Origin of the sequence: Psychrobacter sp. AOP7-C1-14, from assembly GCF_052376135.1 — a bacterium.
GTDB lineage: Bacteria > Pseudomonadota > Gammaproteobacteria > Pseudomonadales > Moraxellaceae > Psychrobacter.
In genome coordinates this window covers 21,005-29,066 of the sequence record NZ_JBQSVH010000028.1, presented here as the reverse complement: position 1 = coordinate 29,066, position 8,062 = coordinate 21,005, and the positions used below count along the sequence as shown (strand labels likewise).

Annotated in this window: 9 protein-coding genes; 6 read left to right on the top strand and 3 right to left on the bottom strand. The window is 39.3% G+C overall.

Translation table 11 applies throughout. The features are described from left to right. The 6 genes from ACT3QN_RS13070 to ACT3QN_RS13045 all read left to right on the top strand — a co-directional run. Positions 1 to 471, top strand: a 471-nt coding sequence (locus tag ACT3QN_RS13070; protein ID WP_444529282.1) for an SRPBCC family protein, incomplete at its 5' end; no start/stop codon positions are given. Between the two features lie 95 nt (positions 472 to 566). Further along, positions 567 to 1,547, top strand: coding sequence for a PDR/VanB family oxidoreductase (locus tag ACT3QN_RS13065; protein WP_444523436.1), 981 nt, complete (start codon positions 567 to 569; stop codon positions 1,545 to 1,547). A gap of 78 nt (positions 1,548 to 1,625) precedes the next feature. Then, a complete protein-coding gene (locus tag ACT3QN_RS13060; protein ID WP_444523437.1) occupies positions 1,626 to 2,495 on the top strand; it encodes an NAD-dependent epimerase/dehydratase family protein in 870 nt (289 codons plus the stop codon). 53 nt (positions 2,496 to 2,548) lie between these two features. Next, entirely contained in the window at positions 2,549 to 3,163 is a 615-nt protein-coding gene (locus ACT3QN_RS13055; RefSeq protein ID WP_444523438.1) for a hypothetical protein, read from the top strand. 88 nt (positions 3,164 to 3,251) lie between these two features. Next, positions 3,252 to 4,436 (top strand): oxamate carbamoyltransferase subunit AllG family protein, encoded by a 1,185-nt coding sequence (locus ACT3QN_RS13050; RefSeq protein ID WP_444523439.1) that lies wholly within the window; start codon positions 3,252 to 3,254, stop codon positions 4,434 to 4,436. Next, positions 4,433 to 5,740 (top strand): amidase, encoded by a 1,308-nt coding sequence (locus ACT3QN_RS13045; RefSeq protein ID WP_444523440.1) that lies wholly within the window; start codon positions 4,433 to 4,435, stop codon positions 5,738 to 5,740. Before ACT3QN_RS13050 ends, ACT3QN_RS13045 begins: the two co-directional genes overlap by 4 nt. A gap of 225 nt (positions 5,741 to 5,965) precedes the next feature. Here ACT3QN_RS13045 and ACT3QN_RS13040 read toward each other — a convergent pair whose 3' ends face one another. From ACT3QN_RS13040 to ACT3QN_RS13030, 3 genes are all read right to left on the bottom strand, one after another. After that, positions 5,966 to 6,862 carry a LysR substrate-binding domain-containing protein gene (locus ACT3QN_RS13040; RefSeq protein ID WP_444523441.1) on the bottom strand — a complete coding sequence of 299 codons (897 nt, stop codon included), beginning with the start codon at positions 6,860 to 6,862 and terminating at the stop codon, positions 5,966 to 5,968. A gap of 220 nt (positions 6,863 to 7,082) precedes the next feature. Next, positions 7,083 to 7,301, bottom strand: a complete 219-nt coding sequence (locus tag ACT3QN_RS13035; protein ID WP_444523442.1) for a hypothetical protein — start codon at positions 7,299 to 7,301, stop codon at positions 7,083 to 7,085. A 284-nt stretch (positions 7,302 to 7,585) separates the two neighbouring features. Next, positions 7,586 to 7,891: a cupin domain-containing protein gene (locus ACT3QN_RS13030; RefSeq protein ID WP_444523443.1), complete on the bottom strand. Its 306-nt coding sequence runs from the start codon at positions 7,889 to 7,891 to the stop codon at positions 7,586 to 7,588. Positions 7,892 to 8,062: the final 171 nt, after the last annotated feature.

Genomic DNA, 8,062 nt, shown 5'->3' with positions numbered 1-8,062 from the left:
GATGCTGCCCCTACAAATACGGGTTCTATTCTTCAGCCTCCTATCGATACTTTGACTGATGAGGAACGTAAGCAATTGACCTACGTTACAGTAGCTCCTAACTTATTGATCGTTGCAATGCCGGATAAAGTTAAATATTTCATGTGGTTACCTAAAGGTGCAACTGAGTCTTGGTATGGGGTTTCGTGGATGTATCCTGAATCTACTCTAGCATTAGAAAGCTATGAAAAGAATTTTCAGCAAGAGCATGACGATTTATGGCAAGTCATGGAAGAAGACTTATTTGCTTGGAAAGGAGTGCAGAAAGGAATGCAGTCTAAATATGCTACTCGTGGTTATTTAACATCGCATGAATTAGTTATTCAGCGCTTGCAAAATTGGCTCATTGATAAGTATAGAGCCGAAGAAAAACGCGCTGGATCTGAGGAAAAACCCACTCAACATTACTTAGAAAGTATCTTAGCTGAATGATCTAATTACTCAAATTAACTATAACTGTTTTTTCAACGGATTTGGAATTGTAGCTCCGCTTATATAGCGGAGCACTATAAAGGGAGCTTATAGCTATGAACGATTATATTGTGGTTAAGGTAGCTGCTAAGCAACAGTTAACTGAGGATGTTACTGAATTAACCTTAGTAGCTTCTGATGGTGGACTTTTGCCTGCTTGGCAGCCTGGTGCACATATTGAATTAGTGTTAGAAGTCTCTGCTGGTGCACCGAACGGTATGGATGATGACATTATGTTGCGCCATTACTCGCTATGTAGTGACTATCTTGATCGTACTCACTGGAAGGTTGCTATTCTGCGCGAAGAGCGAGGACGCGGTGGTTCAATGTTTATTCATAACCAACTGAGTCAAGGTAGCACCATAAAAGTCTCTAATCCGCGCAATCACTTTCCTTTTTCTCCTCGCAAGAAATGTTTGTTTATTGCTGGTGGTATAGGTATAACGCCTTTATTGGCAATGTTACAGCAAGCTGATACAGAAGATTTAGATTGGCAATTTGTTTACCTTTCTCGAGAACGTAGTCGGATGTCATATTTAGATACGTTAGCAAATTACGATCAATCTCGTATTACGCTTCATGGTGATAAAAAAGATGGCTTTATAGATTTACCAAGCTTATTAGCAACTTGTGATGCTGAAACCTCTGTTTATTCCTGTGGTCCCAAACCACTTTTAGATGCTTTAGAGCTGCTAGATGAGCAACAGGTCAATCCAACTTGGAGTTTGGATATTGAGCGTTTTGCTGCCAATCCTGTTGACACTTCTGGTAATGCTTTTGATGTAGTTATTAACAGTACAGGTCAGCGTATTCAAATTCCTAATGGTAAGTCCGCCTTAGACGTACTGCGCGAAGCAGGTATAAAAATCCCCGTTTCCTGTAGAGATGGTGTCTGTGGCACCTGTGAGACGCGTGTGCTATCAGGTATTCCTGATCATCGCGACTCTGTTCTTACAGAGGAAGAGAGGGCGGATAATGATTATATGATGTTGTGTGTTTCACGTGCAATTTCTTCAGAAGTGGTTTTAGATCTTTGACGCTTAGCGCTAAGTATTAAAAAAAGCAAAAAATTACTAGATTTATAAATAATAACTTGAAATATATTAGGTGATGTTATGTCAATTAAACGTGTAGTAGTAACGGGTGGTGCTGGTCGTGTAGGAGAATATGTTGTCCGTCAGTTGCTGAAGAGTTATGAAGTAGTTGTTGCTGATTTAGTCCCAGGTGATAAGAACGTTGAATATGTTGAAGCAAATGTGATGGAACTACCACAATTACGCAAAGCGTTTGAAGGTGCTGATGCAGTGGTGCATTTGGCAGCTTTAGATTATGACTGGAAATGTGCACCTGAAAAGTACATTGATGTCAATGTGAGAGGCACTTGGCATGTATTACAAGCAGCTTCAGAGGCTAATGTACAGAAGGTCGTACTTTGTTCTAGTGTGTCGGCCTGTGGTCTGAGCGAGATGCGCCCTGACTGGAAGCCAACTCGTTTGCCTATTGATGAGACACATGAGAATAGACCAGTTGAAGCTTATAGTGTCTCCAAAATAGTTATGGAGCAAATGGCAAAAAGCTTTGTAGATGGTACTAATATGGATGTGATTTGTCTACGTCCACTAGCAGTTGTTCTTGATGAAACGTTGGAGGAGTACATTCAGTTTGTTGATGCACCCGATCGTAATTGGTTGTTTTACTATGTAACGGCTGAAGATGTAGCGACTGCTTTTGACTGTGCACTAAAAGCTAAAGGGCTGCGTTACGGTACGTTTTTTCTAAGTGCTGATGATACATCAAATCCAAAACCTACACTGGATTGGTATCAGAATGTTATTGGTGAACTGCCAGAGATCACTATACCACGACGTTTTCAGGAGAATCCTAGAGCGTCAGTATTTTCAAGTTCCGCTGCAAAAGAAATTTTGGGTTGGCAACCTACATCTAATTTTGAACAGTTAAGGGCCAAAGCGAAAGCGCGCGCTTAAGAAGCATTTACCTAACTCGTAAATGATAAATAAACTATATAAGGATTTATATTATGAACTCTATTCGTACAGGGAAAGTTGATTGGACTGGAGATAATCCATTTATCTACTTAAAGAAAGATACTACTAAAGACGACTATTCTACTCTTGCTTTATATTTTCGCATTGCTGCGTCAGATTATGGACGTGGTGAGGCTATTCTGGTATTGGATAATCCTTATCAGGAAAAGGATGATTCAGCAGTACGTCAGTGCTTAACAGATAACTTAGAGCTGGCTCAATATCTAGTTGAAAACTTTGTCCGTCAGTTCGGCCTATTTCGTAAAGCAGTTGCATTAGACAGTTTAGAATATATTTCTGATGCCAGCTTCAAAACAGAAGTAGATTATCCAAAGCAACAGGCTTGTATTGCCCATTCTGCTGGTAGTGATGTTACCTTGAGTATGATCTGGCAAGATTTATCTGAGCCTTTTGCAGTGGCACTGCCACCTGAAGAAACTCAAACTGGCAAACATGAAATGTTTGCTATTTTTCAACCTGCTGGTGCTGCGTCTATTGAAGTCAATGGGACACAACTTCCAGGAACAACTGTAGAGCGCGATTTCCTGAATCGTATTGCTCAATCAGCTGCTTTAGCAAATAGTGAGAGCTGGGTTCAAGCTGGTTAATCCTCAGTTCTTTGTCAATTATGTTCCTTATTTTTATTATATACGAGTGCCATCTTAGTTGATGGTATTCGTTTTAGGAGAATAGTTTATGTTGTTATCCGCTGCTGATCAAACTGCTTTTGATCGAGTCTCAAAATGTCGTCCTCAATGGATTGGAATGTGTCTAGTCAGTGATGTTGTGACTGAGCAAGACAATATACTGCTTCACGCTGGTCCACCTTTTAGTTCTGTGGACACGATTCCAACCCCAGTTATGAACTCTCTTTGTGTAGGAGCTGTATGGGAAGGTTGGGCTGATAGTTATACACAGGCTAAAGATATGATCTTGCAAGGGCAGATTAATATTGCAGCTGCTCAAGACCATAATATAGTTGTGCCGTTAGCAGGAGTGGTTTCGCCCTCAATGCAACTAATAATTGTAGCAGACGCCAATAATCTAACTGCGCGTAAATATTCAGTGCTGAATGAAGGTATGTTGCACTGTACTCGCTTAGGTAAATTAGATCCAGAGCTTCAAGAACACTTAACCTGGCTGAATAGCAAACTAAGCGACTGGATAAAACCTCGATTATCTACTCCAATTGATTTACTACCTATTATTAAGACTGCGTTAGATAAAGGCGATGACTGCCATGGACGTACGATTGCAGGGTCAGCTTTAATTGCTGATTTACTGTTTGAGGTGAATCGTGATGATATACCAGAAACTATTGAAACTTTTTTAAATGGTGCGCTAGCATTTTCGCTCAATGTTTGGATGGCAGCGAGTAGTCTGATCATGTCTGCGCCCGAGGGTGTTGAGGGGGCTTCTTTGATTACTAAGGCGGGTGGAAATGGTCATGAGTTTGGGGTTCAAATTGCGACTAAACCTGGTATTTGGTTCACCATGCCTGCACCTGAAGTAAGAGGGAAAGTCGAGGCTATTCATTCTGGTCGTACCGCTGTTGGTGCGATTGGTGATAGTGCTGTTGTTGACTTTATTGGTTTGGGTGGCCAAGTTTTAAATACCGCATCAGCATCTTATGATGCTCTCAAAAACTATTTACCCGAAGATGCATTAACTCGTCCAGAAAAAGCGTTAACCAGCTCTTTCTCTGGGTTCGGCGACCGTTTTGCTGTTACCTGTGCGCGTAAAGTTGACAAGTATCAAGGTGGCCCAATGGTAGTGCTAGGTATGATTGAAGATCGTGGCGAAGCCGGACGTATTGGTGGTGGAGTCGCTGATGTGCCATCAAATTTCTTTAGTGAAATTTTAAAAGAGTCAGGATTATGAGTAAACAAAAATCCAAAACTAATCTAAAAGAACTGGGCCTAAGCCAAGCATTAGATGCGATTGCCGCCGGTGATTGTACTGCTGAAGAGCTAATCAATGCTTATTACGATCAAATTGAAGCCCGTGAAACAGAAGTTGGGGCTTGGCAATTTCTTTTATCTCGAGAAGAGTATTTGCAAAAATACCAGCAAAATAAGACGTTTTATCAAAATAGTGTGTTGCAAGGTTTGCCTGTTGCTATTAAAGATATTATTGATACACGTTGTATGCCAACAGAGATGGGGTCGTCTATTCATCGTGGCAGACAGCCAGTAGATAATGCTAGCTGTGTTACTTTGCTAACGCAGGCTGGTGGGATCATACTAGGTAAAACGGTGACAACGGAATTTGCATATTTTCAGCCAGGTAAAACACGTAATCCTAAAGATTTGAAACGTACTCCTGGTGGTTCATCGAGTGGCTCTGCTGCTTCAGTTGCTGATTTTATGGTGCCCGTCGCACTCGGATCTCAAACGGCAGCATCGGTTATTCGCCCTGCTGCGTATTGTGGTGTTGTAGGCTATGTAGGTAGTCGAGGTGAATACTCTTTACGTGGTATACAGCCGTTAGCTCAATCATTAGACTCTCTTGGTCTGTTTGCTCATCGGGTAGAAGATATTGAACTGTTGCGTAGTATTTTATTATTACAGCCTAAGATATCTTCGGTAACGTGTGACCGCCCTTACCGTATTCTTGTATGTCAGGGAGATATTATTGGTAGAAGTGATCCTGATATGGATATCGCATTAAAGCAGTTTAGTGATTGTTTACACCAAGTAGGAGCAGAAATAATTGAGATGTCTAGTTGTGATTCTATTCAGCGCCTAGTAGAACATCACGAAAATATCATGGCTTGGGAAGTCGTTCGTAACCTAAGTTATGAAGCTGAATATGATGAACAGGTTTCTGAAGCTTTGAAAGGTCTATTCGAAAAAGGTCGTAAGATGACGCATGAAAGTTATCAGAAGTCGTTAAAAGAGGTGGCTGAGATTGGCCATTGGTTATGGTCTGACCCTAAACATTTAGGTGTGGATGTAATATTAGCTCCTGCTGCACCAGGTGTAGCACCTCTGGGTCATGTTTCAACAGGGCAGCCACATATGAGTCGACCTTGGCAAGTATTAGGATTACCGGTGGTGACATTGCCTGGGATAACTGATAAGCAAGGTCTACCATTAGGTTTACAGCTGATTGGTCAGGCTAGGCAAGATGATCAGTTACTAGCTATTTCTTGTTGGGCATCTAAATGTTTAGATATAAAGTAAGTGTATGAATTGGACGTTTAAGAGCAGTATCGCAATATGTTTTTTTATACTATAAATATATGCTTAATTTATAGATAATATCTGATTTTATTGTAGGATTTCATGAACTTGCATTGGATCCTACAATAGGGAGTTTACATCACATGTAAAGTTCCAACTAATAAGAAAATAAACTAGTATTATATTTTTTATGAATGTTATTTTCTCACATCAATCTTATAGTTTTTAAAGTTCAGGGTTAATACTGATTAGTGCTTCACTCGTAATCCAGTCAATAAAGATTTTCATATTATGAGTCAATAATGCATTTTTAGAATATACCAAGTAGTAAGAATAGTCGTTTAAACATGATTCAAATAACTTAACCAGTCGTCCATCGTCTAAGTATTCCTTCAATAGAGTGGGACAACCTAGCATGATCCCTTGACCATTGAGTATGGATTGAACTCTAACATTAGTATCATCAATTATTAGACCAGCTTTGAAACCAATATTTTCTGTGCCAGATTGATCTAACCATGTGTCCCAGGCAGAGTGGTCCTCATCATGAATCAAAGTATAGTTCTTTAAATCAGATGGATTTTTTGGATAGCCTTGCTGTTCAATAAGAATTGGGCTACAAACAGGTGCCAAATTTCCTGGCATTAAAAGTTTTGCCTCTATACCTTTCCAATTTCCTTTTCCCCAGACTATTGCAACATCAATATGATTAGTCAAGAAGTCCGGAGCAATAATACCGTGAGTCAGGTTGATCTGTATTTGAGGATTCTCTCTCAAAAAATCGTTTAAACGTGGGGCTAGCCATGTACTAGAAAAAAATGGACGCAGAGAAACGTTAAGAGTCTCTCTTTCTCTATTTTGTAGTGTGTTGTGCAAGGTACGGGCAATCTGATTAAAAGGTTCTTCGAGAGAAGCATGCAGTTGAGACCCTTCTATCGTAAGTGTCAAATTTCGATTCTCTCGAATAAACAATTTGACACCAATATACTCTTCTAATGTTTTTATTTGATGGCTAACGGCTGAAGGCGAGACTAATAGATCTTCAGAAGCTTTAGTGAAATTAAGGTAATGTCCTGCTATAACAAAAGTTTTTAATGCATTTAGCAAAGGTAAGTGAAACATTGCAAATGGTCCTCACATAACGTGAATAACAAACTGTTAAGGTATAACTTAACTATATCACTAAGTATTCTTGCTGTGGCGCTTTTAGTCTAGAACATCCTAAATTTATACCTACGTATTCGACAGTAAGGTCAATGCGCTTATGCAATGTACAGCGCTTAGATTACTTACACGTAGCGGAAGTCCAGTCAATATATCCTCCATATGAGTATTAGTACTTTTATGCCAGCTCAAATGCTTGTTTGCATACTTGAGCTAAGTAAGGGTCAATACTGTCCTGTTTAAGCCGCCAGTTAATATAGCAAGCACCTTCAGAGCTCGTAGCTAAATCTGCAATAACCTCACTCTTATGTTTGCCAAAAATTACATGTGTGGGTATACGCGCCATTTGGACAAACCCGTACAAGCTTTCCATATCACTATTTAGTTGCCAAATCAATCAGACTACCAAGCACTAGTAACTGATGCTATACGTGACAGTGATACCGTTTAATCACGATAATTTGTATTTTAGAGCGTCTGAAAATAAGAGGTTTGATACATGATGAATTATAATATAGTTCACTATTTAGTTTTTGAATGAATGTTATTCATCTAAAAATCGCTTGGTTCATCCTATATCATATAGATGTAGCTCAACTAAATAGTATGTTGTGACATTATCTTACATGTGCTGATTTCGTTAACTGGTAATTAGAATTATCATCAAGTGCGAGCTCTGTTTTATAAAGGTTCAAAAAACATCACGCTAGTCTCAGTCGGTGCATGAGGTTTATGGTCAGTATTCTTGGGAATAACGACCACTTCGCCAGCATTAACCTCTATAGTTCTGTCCTGTAATATAATAAATAACTGCCCTGACAGTACATGAAATAACTTGTCTTCATGTTCATGATTATGCCATTCATATTCGCCTTTCAGTTTGGCCAGCTTGACGGTCAATTGATTGAATTTTGCAATATCAGTAGGCTTCCATAATGCTTTAATATCATCCAGTTCATTTTTTATGTTGGCTATAAGTAGGCTCATTATTGCTTCATCCTGATATATTAGTTCCAGCTATTTATGTTTAATTGATAATCATTTACATTAAAATGATTGTTTATTGCGAATAATGCTATGATTACTTCAAGAGTTGATAACTGACCACTCATTCAAGTAAACCTGTTTTATCTGAATATGTAATAAAACGTCTATTCT